The sequence below is a fragment of the Chryseobacterium daecheongense genome, assembly GCF_003729955.1.
In the GTDB taxonomy this organism is placed as follows: Bacteria; Bacteroidota; Bacteroidia; order Flavobacteriales; family Weeksellaceae; genus Chryseobacterium; species Chryseobacterium daecheongense.
The window spans coordinates 549807-575440 of sequence record NZ_RJTX01000002.1; the positions used below are offsets into that span (position 1 = coordinate 549807).

The following is a 25634-nucleotide window of genomic DNA, read 5'->3' on the forward strand; positions in this document are numbered from 1 at the left end:
AGATTGCTGATAAAAATCAGTATAATAAAAGATAAAAAACTCTTTTAATTGAAGTTGAAATCTTACCTTTGTTCTATAAAAGATAAAAAGGTATTAATATTCTATTAAAACTAAAATGGATAAAAATCAATTAAAAGCAGGACATCCCGTTCACACTTATCTGGTGGAAGAGGAGCTGATCGATACATTACTGGAAGAATTGCTTCAAACAGATCCGAAGGAAGAATTTCAGAAATTTTATAACCTTTTCAACCACTTGTCAACCGTTGAGAGGAGATTTGAGCGAAAAGAAAATCAACTGTTTCCTTTTCTGGAGCAAAAAAGGTGGACCGGACCTTCCAGAAATATGTGGTCTTTCCATGATACGATCCGGGATATTTTCAGGATCATCAGAAAAAATATTGAAGAAAAAGATCTGGATTCCGCAAAACAAAACATAGAATATGCGGGTCAGAACTTAAGAAATCTGATGCAGGTGGAAAAAATGGTTCTCTTCCCGAATGCAATGGAGATCCTTACCGATGAAGAATGGATAAAAATGAGAGAAGGCGAAGATGAAATCGGCTGGATGCTGAGTCAGCCACCCGCAAAATATCCGGAAGAAGAGCAGTATGTACATCCTTCCGAAGATAAAACCATAAGAACCGATGTTAGTTTTGATGAAAATGCATCACACTTTGATGAAGGATATATGACAGTGGAACAGGTGAATCTTTTATTCAGAACATTGCCGCTGGATCTTACCTATGTGGATGAAAACGACAGAGTGATTTTCTATAACCGTGGAGACATTCGTGTTTTCCCGAGAAGTGCAGGAATTATCGGAAGAGAAGTGCGTTTTTGCCATCCTCCGAAAAGTGTGGATACCGTTCTGAAAATATTGGAAGCTTTCAGAAAAGGAGAGCAAAATGAAGCATCGTTCTGGTTCAATTATCGTGACAAGCTAATCTATGTACGATATTTTGCCGTAAGAGACGCACAGAAGAACTATCGAGGGGTTATCGAAATGTCTCAGGATATTTCGGGGATCAAAAAGATCGAGGGAGAAAGAAGACTTTTGGAATGGGAGTGATAATTATCATGAAAAATAAAATACCAAAAACTCTTTTATATAAATTCGAATATATATCTTTGTAATATAAAAATAACAAATGTTTTCTAAAACCTGTGAATACGCCATTCGTGCACTGATCTTCATCGCGCAGAAGTCCAAGGACGGAAGCAGAGTAGGGATCAAAGATATTTCATCAGGAATAGATTCCCCGGAGTATTTCATTGCCAAAATACTACAGGAACTCAGCAGAAAAGGTTTTGTACAATCTGCAAAAGGACCCAACGGTGGTTTTTATATGGATGAAAATAACCTCGAGCAATCTATAGCAGATATTGTAAGAGAGATAGACGGAGACAAACTTTTTTCAGGTTGTGGTTTAGGACTCAGAGAATGCTCGGAAGATCATCCTTGTCCTATCCATAATGATTTCAAACATATCCGTAAAGAAATAAGAGATATGCTGGAAAACTCCAAGATCAGAATGTTTGTCAAGAACTTAGATTTGAAACTGACTTTTTTAAAAAAATAAAATATTTATCAGAATCAATTAAAATCAAGTTTTAAGCAGTGACAAATAAAATACTAAAAGGTATTTATATCTTGTTAAATTGAATAAAATTATTTTAAGCCAAAAAACGTAAACCAATCAAAATGAAAAAATCCATCTTCATCACTGCCGTTTTGTCTGCGTTCATCAGTATGAATTCATGCAAACAAAATCCATCCGCTGCCACAGATAAAACAGTGGATACCGAAAAAATAGCTACAGACGGTTCATCAGAAGAACAAAAACTGGTTGCTCCGCCTTATGTACCTGCTCCTGTAGGAGAGAGAGCTGCCAAAAAAGTTATCGTAAGACTGGAAACTATTGAGAAAGTCGGTGAATTGGCAGATGGAACGCAATATAACTTCTGGACATTCAACGGAACAGTTCCCGGTAGTTTTATCCGCGCAAGAGTAGGAGATGAGATCGAGCTTCACCTTAAAAACAATGAAAACAGCAATTTTCCTCATAACATAGACCTTCATGCCGTGAACGGTCCCGGAGGAGGAGCAGAAGCCACATTTGTAGCACCAGGAACAGAGAAAGTATTCAATTTTAAAGCCTTGAATCCCGGACTGTATGTCTATCATTGTGCAACAGCACCTGTAGGAATGCATATCGCCAACGGAATGTACGGTTTGATCCTTATCGAACCGGAAGGAGGTTTACCGAAAGTAGACAAGGAGTTTTACATCATGCAAGGAGATTTCTACACCAAAGGAAAATTCGGGGATAAAGGATTACAGGAATTTGATATGGACAAAGCCATTGCAGAACATCCTGAATATGTAGTGTTCAACGGACATACAGGTGCTTTGCTAGGTAAAGGGGAACTTCAGGCTAAAGTTGGAGAAACAGTTCGTTTTTATGTAGGAAACGGAGGACCCAACCTTACCTCTTCTTTCCACGTTATCGGTGAGATCTTTGACAAAGTATACATAGAAGGAGGAAGCAAGATCAATGAAGATGTACAAACTACTTTGATTCCACCGGGAGGAGCTACAATCGTAGAATTTAAAGCAACCGTTCCGGGAGAATATGTGATCGTAGACCATGCCATTTTCAGAGCATTCAATAAAGGAGCTTTGGGAAAAATAAAAGTGACGGGTCCTGAAAATCCGGCCATTTATAAGAAAAATTAAATTAAAGTAAATATATAGTTGAAAGGGTGTTATTACTTAGGTCTCATTGGGGATTATAAAAAGGGAAATCATGAAAGGTGTATTAGTAATATTTTTTATAATTGTTATCAGTCAGGTTTCCTGTTCCGGTCACCGCGATGTTTCTGATACGAAGTCCCACGTTCAACACCATCCGAACAAAGTCTCCAGCTCAAAAAAAATGGTAAAAATAGATGGGGGAACGTATAAAGCCTTTATTGGTAAAGATTCAGGGAGAATCGTAAAAGTTAAAACATTTTATCTTGACGAAAGTCCTGTTACCAATGGAGAATATCTCGAATTCCTGAAGAAAAATCCCCAATGGGCCAAAAGTAAGATCCTAAGACTATATGCAGATACAACCTATCTGAAAAACTGGAAGAGCGATTTTGAAATTCCTGAAAACTTAGGTCCGGAAACGCCTGTCACCAATGTTTCCTGGTATGCCGCAAAAGCGTATGCCGAAAGTGTAGGGAAAAGACTTCCGACAATAGATGAATGGGAATATACAGCACTTGCGGACAGAGATTCCAAAGATGCTTCCCAAAAGCCGGAGTTTACAGAATTTATATTGAAATCCTATCAGAAAAAAGAAAAAAGCAAACAGCCTGTAAAGCATTCACAACCTAATTATTACGGTGTTTATGATATGTACGGAATGGTGTGGGAATGGACCTATGATTTCAATTCGGTGATGATGAGCGGGGAATCCAGAAAAGATAATACCACCAACGAATCTATGTTCTGTGCAGGCGCGGCAGTTACATCAGCGGATCTCAGAAATTATGCGGCATTTGTCCGGTATGCACTCAGAGGAAGCTTGAAAGCGGATTACTGTCTCAACAACCTTGGATTTAGATGTGCGAAAGATTAATTAAAGTTTAAATAAAATGAAAAGTCTATTATATTTTTTGTTGGCACTGGTTTTATTCTCCTGCAGCAAAAAAAACGAACCTTTGAAACCTGATTCCATATACAATCTGGCTTCTGAATGGGAAAAACAGGACGGAAGTAAAATAACCTTCTCCGACTTCCAGGGAAAAGTAATTGTTACCACCATGATCTTTACCTCATGCAAAACGGCTTGCCCCAGACTGGCTGATGAAATGAGAAACATTTCTAAAATGGTAGGAAAAGTAGACAGTGATGTCATCCAATATGTTTTGATCTCTATTGATCCTGAAACAGACACGCCGGAAGTTATGAAAGCCTATATGGAAATCAATAAATTTAAGGATGATGAATGGACTTTCATCCGAAGTACAGAAGCAGAAACAAGGGAATTGGCTAATATCATGGCTGTGAAGTATAAAGAAATTTCACCGATAGAATTTTCTCACTCCAATATCATCAGTGTCTATTCTAAAGAAGGAATACTCGCTTTCCAGAAAGAGGGCTTAGGAAATGATAATGAAGCCCTTGTAAAAGAAATCAAAAAACAATTAGAATTATAATCCGAAAAGTATTTAACAATGAAAAAATTATTATTAGCAGCATTACTGTTATCACTTAGCAGCACCGCTTGTTCAGACAAAAAAGAAACAGTAGCAACAGATACAACAAACGCTACAGAATCCAATATAATGCTTGATGAACCTAAACCGGCAGACTCTTCAGAGATTACATCCACAGCTGCAGCAAGCGGTCCTGAAGCTGAAATTGCAGAAGGAAAATCATTGGTGGAAGGTACAGACTGCCTTGGTTGTCATAAGCTAGACTCAAAGTTAGTAGGTCCTGCTTATCAGGAAGTGGCTGCTAAATATACAGAAGCAGATATTGATCAGCTTGCACAGAAAATCATTGACGGAGGTAAAGGCGTTTGGGGAGATATTCCTATGACACCACATGCCGGAATGAGTAAAGAAAATGCACAGAAAATGGTAAAATATATTCTTTCATTAAAAAAATCATAAGAATATAAATCCTTAAAAAAAACAAAAAAATTTTAAAACAATAAAAGATAAAAAAGTATTAAATTATGAATATAAAGACAGATTTTATAGGCGAAATAGTGGCGGAAGATTTTAGAACTGCTGCAATATTCAAAAAGTACGGAATCGATTTCTGCTGCAAAGGAGGCAGAACCATCGAAGAAGCCTGCGAAAACAGAAAGATCGATACAGAACCCATCTACGAAGAAATAGAAAACCTTTCAAAAAGAGATGACAATTCTATTGATTTCAACAGTTGGCCATTAGATTTACTCGCAGATTATGTAGAGAAGACACATCACCGCTACGTGGAAGAGAAAACACCTGTTCTTCAGGCATTTTTAGACAAGCTTTGTAAGGTACATGGCGGAAGTCATCCCGAACTGTTTGAGATCAGAGAGCTGTTTGATGCTTCTGCACAGGATCTGGGAGCACACATGAAGAAAGAAGAACTTATGCTTTTCCCATTCATTAAAAACATGGTTAAAGCACAGATTGACGGAAGTGCAATTCCACAGCCGCCATTCGGAACAGTGGAAAATCCGGTGAACATGATGAAGCATGAACACACCGTAGAAGGGGAAAGACTGAGAAAGATTGCAGAACTTACTGATGAATACACTCCTCCGGCTGATGCCTGCAACACATATAGAGTAACTTTCTCAATGCTTCAGGATTTTGAAAATGATCTTCACAAGCACATTCATCTGGAAAATAACATCCTTTTCCCGAAAGCAATTAAACTGGAAAAAGAATTTCAGTAAAGTACAACATTAAAAATTGAGTATATGACACCTAAAAAATTATGGATCTGGCTCACGGCGGTCATTCTGGGTTCCTTTGCGGTACTTATTTTCTATGGCGTGGAGATCTACAGAAAGATTCCGCCGGTTCCCGACAAAATTGTAACTACAGATGGTACCATTATAGCAACCGGACAGGACATCAAAGACGGACAAAATGTTTGGCAATCTATCGGGGGACAGACCGTTGGAAGTATATGGGGACACGGAGCATACATCGCGCCTGACTGGAGTGCCGACTATCTTCACCGCGAATCACTTCTTCTTCTGGAAGAACTGGCTAAAAAAGATGGAAAAGTTTATAAAGATTTATCCGACGATGAACAGGCGAAATACAAGGTTCTTCTGAAAAAAGAAATCCGCAAAAATACGTTGGACGAAGCCACAAACACCATTGTGATCAGTCCGGAACGTGCTAAAGTACAGGCAGAACTGGCTAAGTATTATGCAAAAATATTCATGGATGATCCGGAAATGGCAAAGCTGAGAGATCAATACGCTATTCCGAAAAATACAGTGAAGACTCCCGAAAGAATGGCAAAAATGAATGCCTTCTTCTCATGGGCAGCGTGGGTTTGTATCACAGATCGTCCCGGCGATGAGGTTTCATATACCAATAACTGGCCTCATGATGAGATGATCGGTAATATTCCGCCGCCTTCATTGCACTTATGGTCAGGTTTCAGTGTCCTGATGCTGTTGGGTTGTGTAGGTTTACTCGTATTTTATCATGCCCGTCATAAAGAAGAAGAACTCAGCGAGAAACTTCCGTTGGAAGATCCTTTAAGAAATATGAAGCCAACTCCTTCCATGAGGGCTACGTTAAAATATATCTGGGTTGTTGCTCTTCTGATCCTGGTTCAGATGCTTGCAGGGGTAGTTACCGCACATTACGGGGTAGAAGGAAGTGCTTTCTATGGATTTCCGCTGGATGAGATCCTGCCACAATCCATTTCCCGAAGCTGGCATGTTCAGCTGGCTATTTTCTGGATTGCAACCTCATGGTTGGCAACAGGATTATATATTGCACCTGCCGTTTCAGGATACGAACCAAAATATCAGGTACTTGGGGTGAATGTTTTATTCGGGGCATTGCTGATCGTGGTTTTAGGTTCATTGGCAGGACAATGGTTCGGAGTAATGCAGAAATTAGGGTATGTTGATAATTTCCTTTGGGGACATTCCGGATACGAATATGTAGAATTGGGTAGAGTATGGCAGATTTTACTATTGGTTGGGCTTATTTTGTGGTTGGTATTGATGATCAGAGCCTTATTACCTGCCTTGAAGAAAAAAGATGCCAACAGACATTTACTACTTTTATTCACGCTTTCTGCAGTAGCGATCGCATTGTTCTATGGAGCAGGATTAATGTACGGAAGACAAACACACATGGCAATTGCCGAATATTGGAGATGGTGGGTCGTACACCTTTGGGTAGAAGGTTTCTTTGAAGTATTTGCAACCGTTGTAGCAGCATTCTTATTTACAAGATTGGGATTATTAGGATTAAAATCCGCTACCAATGCCGTATTGTTCTCTACCATTATTTTCCTTGCAGGGGGTATCTTAGGAACATTCCACCACTTGTATTTCAGTGCTACACCTACCGCAGTATTGGCTTTAGGAGCTACATTCAGTGCATTGGAAATTGTTCCGTTGGTATTGATTGGGTTTGAAGCATGGCAGAATTATAAGATCAGTAAATCCACAAAATGGATCAGAGCTTACAAATGGCCGATCTACTGCTTCATTGCTATGTGTTTCTGGAATTTCTTAGGAGCAGGGATCTTTGGATTTGCGATTAATCCGCCGATTGCGCTATACTATATTCAGGGCTTGAATACAACAGCTGTACATGGTCATGCTGCATTATTCGGAGTGTACGGAATTTTAGGAATCGGATTGATGATGTTTGTATTGCGTGGATTGTATCCGGACAGGCACTGGAATGATAAACTCATTGGATGGGCATTCTGGCTTACCAACATCGGCTTATTGGTCATGGTTACCATCAGTTTACTTCCTATTGGCATCATGCAGTCTGTTGCATCTATTAAAGAAGGATATTGGTATGCCCGTTCCGCAGAATTCATGCAAACCGATATGATGCATACCTTACGCTGGCTGCGCGTTCCCGGGGATGTGTTGCTTGCTGTGGGAGAACTGTTGATCGTCATTTTCATTATCGGACTTAAAACAGGATGGTCATTAAAAGAAAAGAGATAATATAATCAACTTGAGCTGCTGCTGAAAGGCGGCAGTTCTTTTTAAAATTTGAAGATATGAAAAGGAATGAAAATTTAGTACCACTATCAAGAGATCATCATTTCGGATTGTTGTGCAGCTGGAAGATCCGTGAAGGGGTTAGAAAGAATATTACTTACGACAGGATCAAAAAATATATCAACTATTTTTGGCAGGAAAGCCTGAGCAAACATTTTGAAATAGAGGATACCGTATTGCCGGAACCGGAAAATGAAAGCCTTCAGTTTCAGATGCAGAAAGAACATTCTGAAATAAGAAAGCTGATTAATACTGTGAATCAATCTCAGAATCCCAGACTTTTAGAAGATTTTGCAGATGCTTTGAGCGGGCATATACGTTTTGAAGAACGAATGTATTTTCCACATCTGGAAAACCATTTATCAGATGATGAAATGACGGAAATAGGAAACAAACTGAGCCTTATCCATCAGAAAGAGCAGGACAACTATCCGGATCAGTTCTGGAAATGATTTTTATCATTAATTTTAAACAGTATGACTACTTATAAACAGGCAGGAATAGGCGAGTACCTCTATTTGGCAATGGGGATCTGCAACGGCCATAAAGTGGTGATGGGAGTAGGGTATACCTACGAATATGCTGATAAAAAGGCAAAAGAGTTTGAATTGGCAAGCAAACGATTGGTAAAATATGTTGACATTTCTCTGATAAAAACAGGAGAAAAAGAAAAATGCATGACCCTGAAAAAACTGGATTAATCTTCATTTTTCACGAAATGTTATTTGAATAATTCAACTTATACCCTTATCTTTGAAAAGAGATAAGAAAGTCTTATTATAAATCTTTCTTTTCGTGCTACTTATGGACAGATTGATTCGATTCGGACATTTATTTTTTACCATTTTCACTTTGTTACTTTTTTTTGGCTGTAAAAAAGAATCTGGCCATCAGAAAAATAGCACACAAAATTCATTTGTTTCTGTTGCAGCAGCGGCTAACCTCAGAGATGTTCTGGAAGAATTAAAAAAACTTTATATAACGGAAAATCCCGGTAAAAAAATAGAACTTACCTTCGGATCTTCAGGATTATTGACTCAGCAGATCGTCAATGGAGCACCCTTTGATCTCTTTCTCTCCGCAGATTCCTCTTTCATAGAGAAAATTAAAAACGAAAACAGGAATTTCGGTAAAGCCGAAATATATGCATTAGGAAAAGTAGCGATGTGGAGCTCGGCATTTGATCTTTCAGAAGGTTTGCAAACATCATTGAACCCCGAAATAAAAAAAATCGCAATTGCTGATCCTGAATTGGCTCCATATGGGAAAAATACCGTTCAGGCTTTGAAAAATACAGGAATCTATCCAAAGATCGAACACAAAATAGTCTGGGCGGAAAACATTGGTCAGGCTGCACAATTTGCCGCTACAGGGAATGCTGATCTCGCTTTTATAGCCCTTTCTACAGCTATGAGCAAAGAAATGAAAGCTAAAGGGAATTATTATCTCTTGTCGGAGAACGAAGCAGCTTCAATCCCACAAAGCGGCATCCTGCTGAAAGGAAAAAAACAGACAGAAGCCAAGCAGTTCTTTGATTTTATAAGAAGCCGAAAAACAGCACAGATCTGGCAAAAATACGGATACCAAACTGAAATACGACACTAAATGCTAGATCAGGAATTTATCTACACATTATTCCTAACAGGAAAATTAGCATTGGTGACCACTTTGATACTGATCATCATAGGCATTCCTGTGGCATATTGGCTCACCTATTCCCGTTTCAAGCTGAAATTTGTTCTGGAAACTCTTATTTGTATGCCAATGGTACTGCCTCCTACCGTAATGGGATATTATCTTTTGGTGGCTTTCAGTCCGGAAAATGCGTTCGGGAAATATCTTCAGGAATGTTTCGATGTCCGGTTGGCTTTTTCGTTCAATGGAATTGTTGTGGCGAGTATTATTGCTAACCTTCCGTTTATGATCCAGCCTTTACAGAATGGATTTTCAGCGTTGCCTGATGAACTTAGACAAGCTTCCTACACGATGGGAAAATCAAAATTGGTTACCCTTTTCCGCGTGCTTATCCCCAATATAAAGACTTCCGTTATTACAGCTATTGCGCTCACTTTTGCGCATTGTATAGGGGAATTCGGCATTGTGATCATGGTGGGAGGAAATATTCCGAAGGAAACAAGAATTGCCTCAGTGGCTATTTACGATCAGGTTCAGGCACTTAATTTTGAAGCAGCCAATAAGTATGCATTTGTCCTTTTCATACTGTCTTTTTTAATCTTGCTTCTGATTTACAGTATTAACCGCAAAATTAACTTTACAACTTTCCGATGATTGAGATCCACCTAAAACATCAGATTTTTACCTCTTCGGGAAGTAAAATGTTAGAGGTTAATGAACAGCTGGAAACAGGTGGGATTATACACGTTTCCGGAGATTCGGGGATTGGAAAGACTGTGTTTTTTAAGATCATGGCAGGATTGCTTACTCCGAATTTTGGGGTGATTAACATCAACAACGAAACGGTATTGGATACTGAAAACCGGATTTTTCTTCCTCCGCAAAAACGTAATACAGCATTGATGTTTCAGAATTATGCTTTGTTTCCGAATATGACGGTAAGACAGAATATTACTTTTGCACAGAAGGAAAAAAACACTGAAAAAATCGATCGTTTACTGGAAAAATTTAACCTTAAAAACTTTGAAAATGTTTTCCCATCAAAACTTTCAGGAGGGCAACAGCAGAGGATTGCATTGGCAAGAGCTTTGGTTCAGGATGCTGAGATCATTCTCCTTGATGAACCGCTTTCCGCAGTGGATCCTTTAATGAGAAAAATAATGATGACGGAGATCGTTGAACATCAAAATAATGGAGCGACGGTTTTTATGACCAATCATAGCGAAGAGGAACTCAGTGCTTTTCCGTGTAGAAAATTGATGATTAAATGAAAATAATGTAGTAATGAAAAACTTTAATTTCTGGCTGAAGCTTTGCCTGTTCAATTTCTTCATAGTATCGGTGGTCGGTGTTATGATGAGGTATAATCTCGCATTTTCACTTCCGGGATTTTCTCATAAATTCATGCAGGAATCGCATTCTCATTTTGCATTTTACGGATGGGTTGCGGCGGCGATCTATCTTTTTGTTACGAAATATCTGACTGAAAGTGATGCTGGAATTGCTGTTTCAAAATATCAGCTTTTGCAGACCTTTAATCAGATAGGTTCATACGGAATGCTGATTACTTTTCTTTATGGAGGGTATTTCTGGCTTTCCATCGTGTTTTCTTCAGTAGCTTTATTTACCGGTTTTGCTTATTATCTATTTTTACTGATTGATCTTAGGAAAAATAAGAATCCTGAAACCATTTGGCTGAAGTCAGGAGCATTCTTTGCTACATTGTCGGCGATCGGAATTTTCGGGTTGGGATATTTTTCGGCAAGGAAAGACGAGTTCGATGTGCTGTTCAGAGCTTCTACCTATTTTTATCTTCATTTTCAGTATAACGGATTTTTCCTGTTTTCCTCCATAGGTTTGTTTTTGATCTCCCTGAAAAAATACGGCGTTCAAATTCAGGAAAAACTGAATAAAACCATTTTCCGCTTATTGGCTGTTGGATGCTTTTTCGGATATGGACTTTCCATTTTATGGATAGATATGCCGGAGCTCCTTCACATCTTTTTCGGTGTGATTTCTATCCTTCAGATTATAGGAGCAATTAAACTTTGGAGATGGTTCGAGCAAACCAAACTATTCAAAAAACAGCATGTCATACAAAAATGGCTTCTTGTGGTTGTAGGCTTTGCATTTTTAGGAAAATTCATTCTTCAGATCTTATCGGCAATTCCTGAACTGGGAATTTACGCTTTCAGCAATATCAATATCGTGATCGGGTATTTGCACTTGGTTTTACTGATGGGAGTGAGTCTTTTCCTGATCTGGAAAATGCTGCATCTGGAAAATATCAAGATCAACAAATTCCTTCAGACCAGTATTGTGATCATGATCTTCGGGATCATATGTAATGAGGTTATTTTGGGACTTTCGGGATTCTTTTCCATCGTTTACATTCCATTTTTAAGTGCAAAATACTGGCTGCTTTTTGCTTCGGTGGTCATTATGATCTCGATCGGGATGTTTATCAGAGCTTTAAGAATAAAGAATTACATCAATAAAGAATTACATCAATAAAGAATTACATCAATAAAGAATTTAAAAATATCAATCTAAACCAATTTAATAAATAATGAACAAAAAACCAGTACACAATTTTCATATTCCTGTAATGGGACTGGCTTATACCATAGACAGTCCGATCCGTGTTGCCCAGTTTGGAATTTCTTCCGTAGTGTCTATTATCGATGATGAGATCGTGGAAAGAATGAGAGATTTTTACAGTAAGAAATTCAATTTTGATTATTCTGCCATTTCCATAAAATCGGAAGATCACAGAGCGAGAAGAATCACGGCATATCTGGATATGATGGATGATATTGTTACGAAAAAATGTAAAGATTTTAAAGAAGAAATTACCAAAAACACAGAAAGCTTAAAACAGTTTATCGGAATGTTGCCGAGTACTTCCGATTTCAAAAAAGGATTACAGAACATTCTCGATAAGAAAAACGATTTCGCAGCAGACATTAAAAAATTCATTGATGAAAACCTTTTTCCGGGCGAAATTGATGTCAACATCATGACCAAAGTAGATAAGGACAACTTCGTGAAGGATGTACAGCTTCCTACGATTTATAATGATGCCCATGCTTCTCTGCGTGGTTTTGCGAAGAGTAAACTGTCTTCATCTGTAGTGTTTTCAGCAGGGATGAATCCCAGATTATACAGCTATCTGGAGGAATTTGAACACTTTTTTCCTAATGAAAACGGAGAACTGAAAAAGAAGATCATCATCAAGGTAAGTGATTTCCGTTCAGCGATGATCCAGGGAAATTTTCTTGCAAAAAAAGGACTTTGGGTTTCGGAATACAGAATAGAATCCGGTTTGAATTGTGGTGGTCATGCTTTTGCTACGGACGGACTTTTGATGGGTCCAATCATGGAGGAATTCAAACAAAAAAAGAGTGAACTCCAGTCTTCGGCATATTCTTTATGGAGCGAAGCATTGAAACAAAAGGGTAAAACGGCTCCTTCCGAGCCTTTAGACATTAAAATTTCTGTACAAGGCGGTGTAGGAACTTCTGAAGAACACGAATTTCTTCTCTCAAATTATAATGCAGACAGTGTAGGATGGGGTTCTCCGTTTTTGTTGGTTCCGGAAGCTACTTCTCTCGATCAGGAAACAAGAGATCTTCTGGTGAAAGGAAAAGAAGAAGACTTCTATCTGAGCAACATATCACCATTGGGAGTTCCGTTCAATACAATCAAAGGAACAAGCAATGAGATCATCAAGGAAAAAAATATAGCAAAAAGTAAGTTCGGGAGTTCATGTCCTAAAAAACTTTTGGCTTTAAGCAAAGAATTTGATCCGAAAGGAACCTGTACCGCTTCAAAAAAATATCAGGATATCAAAATGGATGAGCTGGAAAATAACAGAGCAAATCTTACAGATAAACAATACGAAAAAAGCAGAAAAAATATCACCGATAAATCCTGCCTTTGTGTAGGTCTTGTCAATTCCGCTTATCTGGAACACGGATTGCCGATAAAAGGTGAGAAACAGGGAGTTGTTATTTGCCCGGGACCTAATCTTAGCTTTTTCGACAGAGAACTTTCACTTTCGGAAATGGTTCGCCATATTTACGGATACGAAAATGTTTTGCCGGATGAACGTCGTCCAAATGTCTTTATCAACGAATTGAAACTGTATGTGGATCATCTCAAAAACGAAATAGCCGATTTTTCTGAAGAGATCACCAAATCTCAGGTGAAAAAATGGGAGAGCTTCAAAGCTAATTTACTGAAAGGAATTGCTTATTATGAAGATCTTTTTGCCCATACAAACTATTTCAGATCAAAAGTAGACCGTATTTTTTCTGAACTGAAATCATACAGATCAAAAATTGATCAGATCCAGATTCCGCAGTTATAAGCTGTAGAATTTAAAATACTCCTGGCTCATTCATCAGCTTCATTACACTTCCAAGATCTTTCAGATCTTTGATCTTATATTGGAACATGATCATCACTTTTTCCTTTACAGCAACAGCAAGGTGATGAATGGGACAGGGATTTTCCCCATTACATAAGGATAACCCTAAAAGACATGAGGTAAGAACTTCCTTACCTTCAAAATTTTCATAGATGTCTTTGATTGTCAGATTCTCAAATTGTTCATCATCGAGATAAAAACCACCACCTTTTCCTTTTCCTGAAGAAATCAGTTTTTTTCTGGTCATATGCTGTAAAATTTTGGAAGTGAAAGGGGTAGGGGTGCCTATTTTTTCCGAAATATCTGCGATCCCAATCTTCCGCCTTTCAATGGCAAGTATAATACATGCTTTTATTGCATATTGACATGTATTCGAAAATATCAACATTTATTCTTATTAATGATTAAACTACTAACTTGGTTGTAAAAATACAAAAACCTCGCCGAAACCACAGATTTTTAGGAGATTCATATTTGGTATAAAGTTGAAGTGAAGCTTAAAAAAATGAAAGCCACTAAAATTCTAATGACTTTCATCGATTAAGACAAATTATTTCAGTTTGAAATTAGGCGCAATTTTCAGAGCAAGCCACGTCCACGTTTGCAGATCTTTTGGTTCTGAAACATTTTTAAGGACTTTCATACTGTCACTTGCAAACATAAAGGAATGACCTAGGTTTACCGTGATCACTTTCCAGAATTTTTGGATGAGAATCAGATCCAGTTCGCTTCCTAAATAAGATGAATATTTTTTTTCCAGATTATTCTCACCCAGTTTTCCGTTTGTAGTGAAAATGTGCAGGTTACCCGTAATTATGGAGTTAGAATTAAACTTAAAAGTAGATTTAAGATAATAATCATTCAACCCGAAACCGTTAAAATGGCTCGTTCCAAAATAAAAATAATCCATAAACCCATTATGCAGGTGATTGGTTCCATACAAAGGGCTGAACGATCTGTTTTCTCCGGAATAAGTATCATAACTCCTACCGGAAAGCCATTCCGTCCCGGCAACAATATTAATCTTTGGATGAATCAGAAAATCTGAATTGATTGAAAACTGATAAGCAGACTTGGTCTGAGCGCTTGTGTTTTTACCCGTTTGATAATATGCTGAACCGAAAAAACCGATGTTTTCGAAATATTTTTTCGCATTGATTCCCATTGTCAACATATCATAATGGGTACCTGATGGATTTTGCAAAATATTATTCAGAGCGATGGCTGAGAATTGGAATTTGTTGTTTCCGGTAAATTGATAATGCAAAACCTGAAGTGATTTTGTGATTTCTCCACCCTCCGAAATGCTGTAAATCTCTTTTTCGGACAAATCATTGGTATCATTATCATCATTGTTGTAGGTGATTGCAGCTTCGATTTTAGAATTCGGACTTAGGGTATAAATACCTTTCAAAGTTTCAAAACTTCGTCCCTGCATCATCCAATCCAATGTCCCAAGTAAACGTTCGTTGTCGTAGGAAAGAATCTGTTTCCCTAGTTTCAAAGAAAATTGGCCTGAAAACTGATATTTTGCCCAGGCTTCATGAATGGTGAAGTTCTGATTTTTTCCTGTATTGGAAGCTGTTTCTCCCCATGTTCTTACATCCTGTGCACTGAGGTAAACTTCCAGGTTTTTATAATAATAATCTATTCCGACTCGAGCACGGGAAAGAACAGTTGTCTCTGCAGATTTCCCTTTTGGAATGAGGGTTCTTGCTCCATTATCCAGTTCTGCTCGTGTTCGCAGATCAATGTTCATTTTCAGACTATCCATTTGTGCATTGGCCAATCCGAAAGCGAGGCTTAAAACGCCTAAAGTAATTTTGTTCTTAAACATTTCATTAAGGTTCAGCGGTTATTTTATAAGTTTGATGACAAGCAACACAGTTGTTGAGAAGTTCATTCATTTTCACCTGAATTTCCTGTCTGTCGTATTTTTGCTTGGCCATTTTTGACATTACATCAAAAAGTTCATGGGTATGAAAGCCCATTTGTTTGAACTCATAGGGTAAAGATCTTACCAGTCCCTGAGGAATGGTATTTATCTTACAGGCTCCGGATTGCTGACCAACACCGGCGACCATATTGGGATCGTTTTTAGCAATTCCGTCATTGATCTTTTGTACACTTTCCAAGAAACCCCGCATTTCTGCCATCACATATTCACGGTTTTCTTTGGTCATTTTTATCTCGGATCTGCTGTCTTTTTTAATGATCACTTTTTCGCCCTGATAAAAGAATTTATAGACCAGAACAACATTCAGAATGATGGATATCATCATCATCAGTAACATGAGGTTTTTTTTCATTTTTTTTAAGTTTTTATTATTAACAAGGTCTTTCACATCCCGATTTGGTATAGAAATGCCAGTTGACAGCTGTAGCCATTACGCAACCCACTACCAAAAACCAGAAAAAGAGCCTTGAATCACCTGTCATCATTCTGGATTGTGTGATCAAAACATTGAACACAAAAGGTCCGAAAGCGGCCACTGCTGCAGTCCAGCCTATAACTCCGGCTGCTTTTCTCGGAGAATCTGAGAAAATGACTGGGAATTGCTTGAACGTTGCTGCATTTCCAATTCCTGTGAAGAAAAAGATGGCTAAAACGATAAATAGGAAACCCTCGAACTGATCGGGAGAAGTAGGTGTTAAATATCCTCCGAGAATCAATCTGCAAATCAGGATGATCAATGCTATTCCGGTAACTTGTGTAAGTAATGCACCTCCGATCTTATCAGCAACTTTTCCAAAGATCACTCTGGATGCTGAACCAATAAGCGGTCCGTAAAATGCAAACTGTAGCGGATCAAGGTTTTTGTCTAAAGGAACATACAGGTTTTTGATCATCATAGGGAAGGATGCCGAAAACCCTGCAAAAATCCCGAAGGTCATGATATAGGTCATTGTACAGTACAGGGTATGTTTATCCTTGAAGATGTCCAATTGCTCTTTGAAAGATGCCTTTACCGGAATACTTTTTAATGAGAACCATGCCCAGATTCCAATGATAAATAGTGGAATAACATAGATGAACGCAATATTTTCCAAGTAGATGGTTTTACCTGTTTCCACAATGATCTCGCCACCTCCCATGAATGAAAAGATACTTAAACTGATCACAAGTGGTGAAAGCAACTGTACCAGGCTTACTCCAAAATTACCGATTCCAGCCTGAATACCGAGTGCGGTTCCGGCTTCTTTTTTCGGGAAAAATAAGGATGTTGAAGGCATAAAAGATGAAAAGTCTCCACCACCGATTCCCAACAAGAATCCAATCACCATAAAATAAGTAAAGGATGTCTCAGGATTCATAACGGCAAATCCAAGCATGACCACAGGAATGATCTTGATGAGTGAACTGACAGAAACTACCTTTCTGGTACCATAGATAGGAATTAGAAATGTATTGACAATTCTTAGAAGCCCTCCCGCTAATCCGGGCATTGCTCCCATCCAGAATAGCTGGTCATCTGTGAACTGAAAGCCAATGTGAGGAAGTTTGATAACGATGACGCTGTATAAAAACCAGGTCGCGAAAGATAAGGTGAGAGCCGCAGTTGTAATGGTCAATGTTTTCCATGCTGTTTTTTTGCCGCTGCGTTTCCAGAATTCTTCGTTGGAAGAGTCATAGTTGGTGAGCCAATGTGAGTCATTCATCTTTTTAGTTGTTTATTTTTGGGTTTAATGTTAATCTTTGTTGCAATTGACATGTTCAATTCTATCCTTAATGTGTGGTGCTTCTTTATGTGTCATTTTTTTGATTATTGTATTCATCCAGAAAAGAGATATGGCTGAAACTAGGAACACGAAAATCCATGAGCTGGTCCATAATCCTGAAAAATCTAGGAGATAACCAAATAAGATAGGTCCAATGAAGCCTCCTAAACCACCGATAAGCCCTACCATTCCACCAACAACACCCACTTCATTCGGAAAGTATTCAGGGATATGTTTGTAGACGGCCGCTTTACCGATTCCCCACATAATGCCAATAAGAATGACAAGAATGGAGAAAACCCATATATGTGCTTCAAATTTGATGAGGGTAACGCCCTGTGCTAAAAGTTGTTTTTTCTGTACTTTTTCATTGTGTTTTACCAAAACTTCCTGCCATGAAAATGATTTGGGTAATACAGAGGTTTGCTGAGGTATTTCAGGTTTTGAACTGATGCTGAATTCTCCGTTATCAAGAATAATCTTATCTTTTTCAATGGATTGAACTGTTCCTGTTTTTTTTGCAGTGATTCCTTTTCCCGGTGTCAAAATCTCCATTTTAGGAAGCATCAATAATCCGCTTAAGACCAGAGAAGAATAGAGTACCCAGTACATGACTTTTCTGGCCCCGAATTTATCTGAGAGATAGCCTCCAAATGCACGGATCACACCGCTCGGTAAACTGAATGCGGAAGTAAGAAGTCCTGCTAAAACCAATGAAGTTTGGTAAACACTTACATAATAAGGCAATAACCATTGTGAGAAAGCAACAAACAGGCCGAATACCAGAAAATAATACAGACCGAATCGCCAAACCCTGATTTTGCTTAAAGGATTAAGAAGCTGTTTTACTGATTTGTTCTGAACTGCTGCTTTTTTATTTTCAACAAAAAACAGGAATATAAATCCGATGATCGTTAACGTAATTCCGTAGATGATGGGAAGCATTCTCCATCCGTTTTCCGGATCATCAGCAGATAGATAATTGAGCAGAGTAGGAGCAAAAAATGTAGTAAGAGCAGCTCCTGCATTTCCCATTCCGAATATTCCCAATGCACGTCCCTGCCATTCTTTCGGGTACCAAGCAGAAGTGAAGGCAATACCTACGGCAAATGCTGTGCCCACCATTCCGAATAGGACACTTAATAACAAATAGATCCAATAAGAATCTGCAAAATATAATAAAAATAAAGGTATGCTGCAAAGTAAAAGTAAAGTTGAGAATACAGGTTTTCCTCCATATTTATCTGTTAAAATCCCTAAGGGAAGTCTCATGATAGAGCCTGAAAGAATAGGGATTCCCAAAAGCCAGCCTGTTTCTACCACAGACCAGTTGAAAATATTGTTGTCAACAAGATAAGTAACTAAAACACCGTTTAAAGTCCAACAGGCAAAACAGATCGTAAATGCCAAAGTATTCAGAAACAGAATTCTGTGGGCGGAAGATAAATTTGCGTTCATTGTTTCGGTTTTTTTTAATAATCTAGTTTACTTGCACAAAGATATTATAAATAAGACATTTTTGTCTTATTATAGATTTTTTTTCTATTTTTGTGTCATAAATCATGTTATTCTATACATAAAGCGATCAATGGAGTATATGATTCGAGGTTGTATTATCATCATTTCAAGTAATTAAAATATTCATTATGAGGAGTATTACGCGGATGGAAATTATCCTATATGTTCAGAAGCAGAAAAAAAGTACACATTTTTACTCAGCCTTATTCCGGCAGATCCCGGCTCCTAACGTCCCCAATAGGAAGAATGTTTTATTTGGAGATCACTACAGACTTAGATTCATACAACATAATATCAATGAAGATGAATAAATACTACGCGGGCATCTTTCTTTTCATGGTTTTCATCTACGCATTCTACAATAGAGAAATTTATACTGAAAAGGCAGATTACGGTGATTTTAAGCTTTCAGAAAAAGCCTTGAACGGTGAGAGACTGTGGCTGGAAAATAATTGTAATGCTTGTCATCAACTGTATGGTCTGGGGGGATATTTAGGCCCGGATCTTACTAATGTTACGTCCAGGCCTGATAAAAGTGATGAATATCTAAAGGTAATGATGATCAGCGGGATCAAATCCATGCCCAAATTCGATTTTTCGCCTGATCAGCAGGACCAGATCCTACAATTTTTAAAAGAAGTTGATAGAACGGGGTATTATCCAACACAGAATGCTGTGATCAATTATGGCGGATGGGTAGACTATCCACAAAAAGTAAAAAATGAAAAATAACGCTTATCCTTTCTATTATATACTGATCGGGCTGCTGAGCCTGGTACTGTGTCTTTTTGTTGGTTTTTTATCTGGTGTACAGTATGCGGTTCCGGATTTTGCTAAAACCATATTTCCATTTACTGTTCTTCGGCCGTTACATACTCTTTTTGCCCTTTCATGGATCTTTATGACAGCTATTGGCGGGATCATGTGGTATATCCAGAATGATAAGACAAGCTCAGGGATTATGAAGTGGCAATTTTGGGTCTTTACATTTACGGGTATATTGATAGCGGCTTGTTATATATTCAAGAAATTTGAAGGAAAAGAATACCTTGAATTTCCTCATGGTTTCTATGTACCTATTCTTTTAGGATGGATCTTGTTCGGAATTTATTATTTTCGTGTGATGTGGCGTACTTTTTCCCGTTGGCCTGTATATTACTGGATGTGGGGAACGGGAATCGTATTGATGATTTTTCATTTTACAGAAGCTCACCTCTGGATCTTGCCTTACTTCAGAGAACACTATACTCAAAACCTTACGATGCAGTGGAAAGCAGGCGGTGCCTATGTAGGGGCATGGAATATGTTGGTATACGGTACCTCTATGTATGTAATGGAAAGAAACAGTGGAAAGTCAGGTTACAGCCATTCAAAAACGGGATTCTTTTTTTTCTTCCTCGGTCTTATTAATGTGATGTTCAATTGGGCACATCACATTTATCCCGTTCCGAATGCAGAATGGATCCGTTATTTAGCATATATCATCAGTATGACGGAATGGATCATCCTGCTAAGAATCATCTATCTTTGGAAAAAAGATATTCCGGCACAAAGTAAGAAACAGTTTTCAGTATCTTACCGTATGCTGATGTTATCAGAGTTATGGATCTTTCTGAACCTGTTTTTAGCATTGTTGATTTCCATTCCTGCCATTAATCTTTTTACACATGGAACACACATTACGGTGGCTCATTCTATGGGAACTATCATCGGGATTAATACCACTATTCTGTTGTCTTCTGTAAGTTTTATCCTGGAAATTGTAAAAGGAATGAGACCAAAAGTTAAAAAGACTATTTTTCTGGGAAGCCGGATCTTTAATGCTTCATTCTTAGGATTTTGGCTTATATTGCTGGTGATGGGAGTTAAACGTTCAAAATGGATTTACTTTTCAGAGCAGATCTCTTTTGGTATGTTTCAGGATTCTATGCAAGTTTTACATATTATATTTGGCTTATTTGGAACTGGCTTAATCATAGGGATTTGTATTATAATCTATCCAATGATCAACCACACCATTGCTATACTCGTTAGGTATAAGACGAAAACTGCACAACAAAGAAGACTAGATGCTTTTAACCACCTGGGCAATGAGTCAATAAGGAAGAGAGATTGAAAAGTTTTAATGATGGCTGCTTCAGACAAAATTTATAGGCGATTTTCGTTTTCTCGCAGATAGTATATTGCCTCTTTTACTGCTTGCACTGGATTTTTAGGATCAAAACCAAGTTCTGTCCGGGCTTTTGAAATATCAAAATTTTGCTGAAGTCCCGAAAACATGGCAATGTCTTTATTAGTAAGCAATGGTGCTTTTGATGTAATTTTGCTTACTATTTCCATTAGCCATGCAATTGCGAAAAGTATGGGTTTAGGAACAGCAGTGGGTAATTTAATGTTCAGTTCAGGCAAAAGTTCTTGAGCAATTTTGGTTGTTTCTTTAATCGACATACATTGTTCGTTTGCTAAAATGTAGCGTTCGCCGGCTCTGCCTTTTGTTGCTGCGAGGTAGCATCCTTCGGCAACGTCTTTTACATCAATCCAATTAAGAGTGATATTGGTTTCTATAGGGATTTGTTTTTTCAAAATCAGGTTAATGATATTGTAAGATACATTTAGCGGTGCAAATGATTCACTACCAATCATGGCAGACGGCAATACGGCAACCAGTTCTATATTGTGTTTTTTGGCTAGGTTAAAGGCCATTTTTTCACCGTCGTTTTTTGAGTTATAATACATATCCCTGCGATCGGGATTGTAACCGTTGCTTTCTTTTGTCGGAAGTTTGGTGTAGTTCAACGCAGCAATAGAACTTACATAAACAATGCGTTTTACGCCAGCTTGTGCAGCAGCTTCTATCTGAAGGCGGGTTCCTTCTATATTGACATCATAGATTTCCTTTTTAGGGTCTTTGGCCCAAAGTTTAAAAGCAGCACCGACCGCATAAAATGTTTGTATACCTTGCAATGCAGTGGTCAGAGATTGCATGTTTGTTATATCGGCTTGTACCACCTCGCACTCCAGCCCTGCAAAAGGTGCCGTATTTTTGATGTTGCGGACAGCCGCACGCACGGGAACGCCTTTTTTTATCAGCAGTCTCACAAGGTTATTTCCCAGATGCCCATTTGCACCTGTTACTAAAGCCAAACTTTTCTGTACCATAATTTTTAATTGTTTAATATATGAGACAAAATTCGGCAAAGCTTTTCTAGGTATACTTCACAAATGTTACTTAATGTCAATTGTGATTAAAATTTTTAATGCTACAAATTTGTCATGTTTATCACTTAAGTTTATAAATGTGATTCCTTTCTTATTCGGCTTAGACTCTTAGGGTCCATGCCAAGAAATGAAGCGATATATTGTAATGGGACATTCTGTAAAATATGCGGATAATCTTTTATAAATTTCCGGTATCGTTCTTTACCACTTAATGTCGCCAGTTCTTTTGATCTATTATCATTATAGACAAGCGATTGCTGAAAAACTGAAATGCTAAAGTTTTTAAAAAGGGTACTCTTTTCGGTCAATATATCCAGATTATTTTTGCTAATTCTCAACAGCTTACATTCTGTAATACATTCCAAATTTTCATTGGATTTTGTCTGATTAATAAAATTAAAGTATGAGGTGATAAATCCAGGTGGACAGTTGATATGAGTGGTTACTTCATCTCCATAATCATTGTAGTGAAAAAGTCGTAGGTATCCCGAAACTACAAAGTACAAATACTTTGGTATCATGCCTTCTTCTTCAATCACTCGGTTTTTAGGAAAGAGTGTGGGCTCAAAATATTGTAAACACCATTTTCTCTCAGATGGCGGTATAACCGGTGAGATTAGTTTGAGTAATTTTTCATGCATTTTACAAAATTAGAGAATCATTTTTAGATATTATTTTTGGATGATGTTTTCATTCATCAAATTAGTGAATGTTGTTATTTCTTAGTCAAATCCAAATAATGGTATAAAGAAATTATTAAAGTATGATTATTTTCTATGCGGTTTTTCGTTAAATAAATGCGATGGTTTAAATATCCTAGGCCTAGCGTAAGCGATTTGTCCAGGAAAATATCCGCTCCTCCATAAAGCCTGTTTTGTGCCAGATACTGATTCACCAATTGTTTGTCTGTATTCAATATCATCTGCTCATAAAAAGAGAGACCTATCAAAGATTGGTTCTGTTGTTTCCACACGGGAAATTTTACGCCCGTCTGTAATCGAATGCGGTGAGTTACATCAGTATTCAGAAAGCGATGTTCCGCTCTTACACTAGTACTTAGCTTGAATTTGCCTAACACAAAATCATGTTTTAATTCTTCATAAATCCGATGTTCCGTACGCTTTTTTGAAATAGGAAATTCTCCGTAAGGATAAAGGATTATCCATTCGTAACCCGCAGCAATTTTCCAATGCCTGTTAAACTCATAGTCGGCTCCTATTTTTAGTTTTGATTGTTGCCAGTTTCTAACGAAATCATTCCTATTCCACGAATACATTGTCTGCACGTTAATGCGGGGCAGTATCTTATACGTTCCTGTGTAATACCACCACGAATTAAACTCATTGACCGTTTGTGCGCAGACAGGCAAAGAGGATAAAAATAATACCAGAGTGAACGTTCTCAAAAAAGGGATAGCAATAGCGTGCAATAATGAGATTTTTGAAATCATTTTCTATTTACTTTTTATTTAACTTATATTTATGGACAAGACTTTTCAGGATTAACGGTATCAGAAGGAAAGCAACAAAAAGAAAGGTTATCTGAAGTCCGAAAAACATTCTTTCGGATTGACTCGCTGCTTCGGGTGCGGATTCTGTAGCCTTCATAAATAATGTGCCCATTAGCGAAGCTCCTGTAATAAGCCCGATATTACGGGATAAATTCAGAATACCAGAAACAGCACCTGTCTGCTTTTCACCTACTGTTGACATTATAGAAGTATTATTGGCTGCCTGAAACAGTTGATATCCCGGAGTTAGCAGGATGATTCCGATAACATATCCTACCCATCCAAAAATACCGGGCAGTAAGGCTAAACATAGTGTCCCGGCAAGCAATATAATCAAGCTTGTATTCATAGTAAGCTCAGTACCAATATTATCTACGATCTTCCCAGAAGGAATGCCAGTGAAAATGGAAATCATCGGGCCTATGGACATTATTCCACCTACTACGTCATTACTGAACCCTAAACCTGACGCAAGGAAAAAAGGACCGACAATCAGCGTAGTCATCATCAAGCATGAAACAATTAAATTTCTCAGTAATGAACTTATCAGGAGTTTATTTTTAGTGATACTGACATCTATCAGGCGATGTGTTCTGCGCTTCTGTACCAAGAAAAAAAGCATTCCCAAAAGAAGTGAAACCAGAAATAACAGAAGTGTGTATATATTGAAACTTTCTTTACTGATGGTCATTGCTAATGCATAGGTTCCTACCGTAAACGAGAGCAGTAGCATATCGGCAAAATGTATTTGTCCAGATCTGTATATAGGCTCTTCTTTTGTGAGAAAACGTTTTGCCAGAAAAAAAACTGTTATTCCCAAAAAAGTAAGCAGTAGAAAAATAGACGGCCATCCAAAATGGGATAACAGTAATCCTCCTGCTGAAGGTCCTATTGCAGTTCCGATGGCAGACATTGTACCCAGAATCCCCATAGCAGTTCCAGTTCTCTCCTTTGCTATATTCCTTTTAACCATTGCCATACTTACCGTCAACAATATAGCAGCTCCTACTCCCTGAATTGCCCTCATAACAATTAATAACCAAATATTAGACACATACGCCGACGCTAATGAAGAAAGCGTAAATACAACGATTCCGAAAAGTAACGTTTTTTCATGACCATGTTGATCTGCCAACTTGCCTGCAATGGCAACAAATGCAGTAATAGTAAGCAGGTAAGCAATAACAACCCATTGAATGGCCTGGAAGCTCGCCGCAAAAAAAGCAGTTAATGAAGGAAGTGCAATATTAACAATGCTGGTTCCCAAGGAGGCTAGCAATATGCATAGTGAAATTGTCGTTAACAATCCTTTATCAGTGTATTTCATATTCGGTATTTTTTATGTTTTTTGAGTTTTTGGACAATTAGCTATTATTCTTGCTGTACCGTATAATCCGATACAATACACAATATGAAACAAGGCTACTTTCAGGAGAATAACAGGCTGTCCGGTATATTCGGAAAATGCCACACCAAAATTTAGTATCGGCTGGATGATGAAAATACTGAACATGAATGTAGTCAGGCCTGTGATTAATGCGGTAGCAAAAGTAGGGCGATGCAGCCACTTCTGTCCATATAGCGCAATGGGTACAAAGGCGAATAGCATTCCAAGACAGTAATGCGCCGTCCAACCGAGATATAATGCTTTCCCCTCAAGTTCTTTTTGCGAGGATAGGCTTAAATGAGAAATTATCCATTGGCCTACAAGCAACAGTCCGTGAGAATGTACTCCAAAAACCTTTAGAATGATAGTCCAAATATCCGTTGAGAATGTTCCGACAATTCCCGTAAGCAGTATTTTTCGTATTATTTTCATACA

General features: G+C 38.0%; 28 protein-coding genes. 18 read left to right on the plus strand and 10 right to left on the minus strand.

The window, feature by feature from the left end:
* Positions 1-115 precede the first annotated feature (115 nt).
* The 15 genes from EGI05_RS11025 to EGI05_RS11095 all read left to right on the plus strand — a co-directional run bounded on the left by EGI05_RS11025 (position 116) and on the right by EGI05_RS11095 (position 13785).
* Positions 116-1072, plus strand: a complete 957-nt coding sequence (locus EGI05_RS11025) for a DUF438 domain-containing protein (RefSeq protein WP_042721876.1) — start codon at positions 116-118, stop codon at positions 1070-1072.
* Positions 1073-1151: 79 nt separating this feature from the next.
* Positions 1152-1583 carry an RrF2 family transcriptional regulator gene (locus tag EGI05_RS11030; protein WP_042721877.1) on the plus strand — a complete coding sequence of 144 codons (432 nt, stop codon included), beginning with the start codon at positions 1152-1154 and terminating at the stop codon, positions 1581-1583.
* 122 nt (positions 1584-1705) lie between these two features.
* Positions 1706-2740 carry a copper-containing nitrite reductase gene (gene nirK, locus EGI05_RS11035; RefSeq protein ID WP_123263086.1) on the plus strand — a complete coding sequence of 345 codons (1035 nt, stop codon included), beginning with the start codon at positions 1706-1708 and terminating at the stop codon, positions 2738-2740.
* 70 nt (positions 2741-2810) lie between these two features.
* Positions 2811-3632 carry a formylglycine-generating enzyme family protein gene (locus EGI05_RS11040; protein WP_123263087.1) on the plus strand — a complete coding sequence of 274 codons (822 nt, stop codon included), beginning with the start codon at positions 2811-2813 and terminating at the stop codon, positions 3630-3632.
* Positions 3633-3648: 16 nt separating this feature from the next.
* Positions 3649-4212 carry an SCO family protein gene (locus EGI05_RS11045; RefSeq protein WP_123263088.1) on the plus strand — a complete coding sequence of 188 codons (564 nt, stop codon included), beginning with the start codon at positions 3649-3651 and terminating at the stop codon, positions 4210-4212.
* Between the two features lie 18 nt (positions 4213-4230).
* A complete protein-coding gene (locus EGI05_RS11050) occupies positions 4231-4671 on the plus strand; it encodes a c-type cytochrome (protein WP_123263089.1) in 441 nt (146 codons plus the stop codon).
* Between the two features lie 65 nt (positions 4672-4736).
* Positions 4737-5453, plus strand: a complete 717-nt coding sequence (gene ric / locus EGI05_RS11055) for an iron-sulfur cluster repair di-iron protein (RefSeq protein WP_042721882.1) — start codon at positions 4737-4739, stop codon at positions 5451-5453.
* A 24-nt stretch (positions 5454-5477) separates the two neighbouring features.
* Positions 5478-7721, plus strand: a complete 2244-nt coding sequence (locus EGI05_RS11060; RefSeq protein ID WP_042721883.1) for a nitric-oxide reductase large subunit — start codon at positions 5478-5480, stop codon at positions 7719-7721.
* A 56-nt stretch (positions 7722-7777) separates the two neighbouring features.
* A complete protein-coding gene (locus tag EGI05_RS11065; protein ID WP_042721884.1) occupies positions 7778-8230 on the plus strand; it encodes a hemerythrin domain-containing protein in 453 nt (150 codons plus the stop codon).
* Between the two features lie 24 nt (positions 8231-8254).
* Entirely contained in the window at positions 8255-8479 is a 225-nt protein-coding gene (locus EGI05_RS11070) for a hypothetical protein (protein WP_123263090.1), read from the plus strand.
* Positions 8480-8582: 103 nt separating this feature from the next.
* A complete protein-coding gene (gene modA, locus EGI05_RS11075; protein WP_123263091.1) occupies positions 8583-9383 on the plus strand; it encodes a molybdate ABC transporter substrate-binding protein in 801 nt (266 codons plus the stop codon).
* Positions 9384-10067: a molybdate ABC transporter permease subunit gene (gene modB, locus EGI05_RS11080; protein WP_123263092.1), complete on the plus strand. Its 684-nt coding sequence runs from the start codon at positions 9384-9386 to the stop codon at positions 10065-10067.
* Entirely contained in the window at positions 10064-10684 is a 621-nt protein-coding gene (locus EGI05_RS11085) for an ATP-binding cassette domain-containing protein (RefSeq protein ID WP_042721887.1), read from the plus strand. The genes modB and EGI05_RS11085 overlap by 4 nt, the downstream gene beginning before the upstream one ends.
* 13 nt (positions 10685-10697) lie before the next feature.
* Positions 10698-11927 (plus strand): hypothetical protein, encoded by a 1230-nt coding sequence (locus EGI05_RS11090; protein WP_123263093.1) that lies wholly within the window; start codon positions 10698-10700, stop codon positions 11925-11927.
* Between the two features lie 55 nt (positions 11928-11982).
* Complete coding sequence (locus EGI05_RS11095; protein ID WP_123263094.1) at positions 11983-13785, plus strand: hypothetical protein; 1803 nt, start codon at positions 11983-11985, stop codon at positions 13783-13785.
* Positions 13786-13795: 10 nt separating this feature from the next.
* On the opposite strand, the gene EGI05_RS11100 is transcribed toward EGI05_RS11095, so the two are convergent.
* From EGI05_RS11100 to EGI05_RS11120, 5 genes are all read right to left on the minus strand, one after another.
* Positions 13796-14233 (minus strand): RrF2 family transcriptional regulator, encoded by a 438-nt coding sequence (locus tag EGI05_RS11100; RefSeq protein ID WP_050009576.1) that lies wholly within the window; start codon positions 14231-14233, stop codon positions 13796-13798.
* A 162-nt stretch (positions 14234-14395) separates the two neighbouring features.
* Positions 14396-15682 (minus strand): alginate export family protein, encoded by a 1287-nt coding sequence (locus EGI05_RS11105; RefSeq protein ID WP_123263095.1) that lies wholly within the window; start codon positions 15680-15682, stop codon positions 14396-14398.
* Between the two features lie 4 nt (positions 15683-15686).
* The gene (locus EGI05_RS11110; protein ID WP_042721898.1) at positions 15687-16154 is read right to left on the minus strand and encodes a hypothetical protein; all 468 of its coding nucleotides are present in this window, start codon (positions 16152-16154) and stop codon (positions 15687-15689) included.
* A 19-nt stretch (positions 16155-16173) separates the two neighbouring features.
* Positions 16174-17505, minus strand: a complete 1332-nt coding sequence (locus EGI05_RS11115) for an MFS transporter (protein WP_123263096.1) — start codon at positions 17503-17505, stop codon at positions 16174-16176.
* Between the two features lie 30 nt (positions 17506-17535).
* A complete protein-coding gene (locus tag EGI05_RS11120; protein WP_123263097.1) occupies positions 17536-19023 on the minus strand; it encodes an MFS transporter in 1488 nt (495 codons plus the stop codon).
* A 188-nt stretch (positions 19024-19211) separates the two neighbouring features.
* Here EGI05_RS11120 and EGI05_RS17980 point away from each other — a divergent pair, with 188 nt between their 5' ends.
* The 3 genes from EGI05_RS17980 to EGI05_RS11130 are packed head-to-tail and all read left to right on the plus strand — an operon-like array spanning position 19212 to position 21199.
* The gene (locus EGI05_RS17980; protein ID WP_166668340.1) at positions 19212-19394 is read left to right on the plus strand and encodes a hypothetical protein; all 183 of its coding nucleotides are present in this window, start codon (positions 19212-19214) and stop codon (positions 19392-19394) included.
* Complete coding sequence (locus EGI05_RS11125; protein ID WP_166668339.1) at positions 19387-19815, plus strand: c-type cytochrome; 429 nt, start codon at positions 19387-19389, stop codon at positions 19813-19815. Before EGI05_RS17980 ends, EGI05_RS11125 begins: the two co-directional genes overlap by 8 nt.
* Positions 19805-21199, plus strand: a complete 1395-nt coding sequence (locus EGI05_RS11130; RefSeq protein WP_120231256.1) for a cbb3-type cytochrome c oxidase subunit I — start codon at positions 19805-19807, stop codon at positions 21197-21199. Before EGI05_RS11125 ends, EGI05_RS11130 begins: the two co-directional genes overlap by 11 nt.
* A gap of 32 nt (positions 21200-21231) precedes the next feature.
* Here the strand turns inward: EGI05_RS11130 and EGI05_RS11135 are convergent, their stop codons facing one another.
* The 5 genes from EGI05_RS11135 to EGI05_RS11155 form a co-directional block, all read right to left on the minus strand.
* Complete coding sequence (locus tag EGI05_RS11135) at positions 21232-22242, minus strand: NAD-dependent epimerase/dehydratase family protein (RefSeq protein WP_123263099.1); 1011 nt, start codon at positions 22240-22242, stop codon at positions 21232-21234.
* A gap of 131 nt (positions 22243-22373) precedes the next feature.
* A complete protein-coding gene (locus tag EGI05_RS11140; protein WP_123263100.1) occupies positions 22374-22943 on the minus strand; it encodes a Crp/Fnr family transcriptional regulator in 570 nt (189 codons plus the stop codon).
* Positions 22944-23017: 74 nt separating this feature from the next.
* Positions 23018-23752 (minus strand): DUF2490 domain-containing protein, encoded by a 735-nt coding sequence (locus EGI05_RS11145; protein ID WP_123263101.1) that lies wholly within the window; start codon positions 23750-23752, stop codon positions 23018-23020.
* 7 nt (positions 23753-23759) lie between these two features.
* A complete protein-coding gene (locus EGI05_RS11150; protein WP_120231252.1) occupies positions 23760-25139 on the minus strand; it encodes an MFS transporter in 1380 nt (459 codons plus the stop codon).
* Between the two features lie 12 nt (positions 25140-25151).
* A complete protein-coding gene (locus tag EGI05_RS11155) occupies positions 25152-25631 on the minus strand; it encodes a DUF2938 family protein (protein ID WP_123263102.1) in 480 nt (159 codons plus the stop codon).
* Positions 25632-25634 lie beyond the last annotated feature (3 nt).